The 1135-nt window shown below is 39.8% G+C and carries 1 protein-coding gene; it reads right to left on the bottom strand.

Annotated features, from left to right (window positions below; translation table 11 throughout):
• Nucleotides 1-1025, bottom strand: a 1025-nt coding sequence (locus tag SOP96_RS19900; RefSeq protein WP_459349267.1) for an RHS repeat-associated core domain-containing protein, incomplete at its 3' end; no start/stop codon positions are given.
• Nucleotides 1026-1135 lie beyond the last annotated feature (110 nt).

Genomic DNA, 1135 nt, shown 5'->3' on the forward strand with positions numbered 1-1135 from the left:
CCGATATCCGGCATATAGAATCTCGCACCATAATCATACATTCCCGTCTCCTGCAGCTCCTTGCCGTTGTACTTATACTGATACGCATTATCAAAACTATAATATTGTGCATTATGCATCAACCCAAAAGGATAATAATTGTTTACCCCCTCTGCTTCGCCGGGTGTAATATAGTTGTTGCATGCCATACTGCCATCGGGAAACGTCTGGCAATTTTCAATCACAATATCTCCTGTTACAATACCATCTCCATTAGCATCACTATAGCTTAAACGTATGTTCCCCAAATGATCCGTAAAATTATAATAATACTTATTCCTTAAAGCATCAAAATATCCTTCCGGATTTGGAATAATTCTCAATTTTATTTCTGTTGGCTCAGAAGTGTCAATATAACCATCCGTTTCACTTGGGTAGGTAGATTTATACTGGAAGCCATCCAGGTAATCCGTCTGCAAACCTCCAAAGAGCTTCTTCACTTTCACCCCGTCTGCACGGTATACATAATCTGTTACCTGAACATTCTGAGTGATCTTCTTTGGTAAATTTAAATAATTATATTGAATGGATGAAATATTTTTATCCGGAAAAGAAGTCATATTCCCGTTGTCGTCATACCCGATATTGGTTGGAGTAGCTTTATAAGGGAATCCCTGTCCGATGGTAACAGCATCTTTCACCTTCTGCAACCTGTTGCTCATATTGCTGTTTTCGTAATCATAGGTAAGATTATCGATCAACAGGGCAGTTGCCCCCATTCTTTGGGCGGTTCTTTTAATGGTTTTAATGTTTCCGTTCAGGTCATAGGTTGCTTTTTCGTAATATTCCCTCAGAGAAGGATTGGTTTCGTTCTGATAAAATCCTGCCGATAAACGGTTAAGACCATCATATACATATCCGTATCTTTTCAGGGACTCGTTGGCGCTTACTCCTGTTTTCCAGTCTACTTCGGCAATATTTCCGTTGTATTTGGGAAGAACCTGTAAAGAGGTGTCTGATGTATCGGGTGTTTGCAGTCCTTCCACTTGAGTATACTAGATTTTATATCAGAAAAGATCACCTCCCAGATTATTCGGAGCGTTAATCCCGATCATCCATCCCCGCAGGTTATAGGTCTAATCTACAGATGTCTCTT

This window comes from Chryseobacterium salviniae (assembly GCF_035819015.1).
Classification (GTDB): Bacteria; Bacteroidota; Bacteroidia; order Flavobacteriales; family Weeksellaceae; genus Chryseobacterium; species Chryseobacterium salviniae.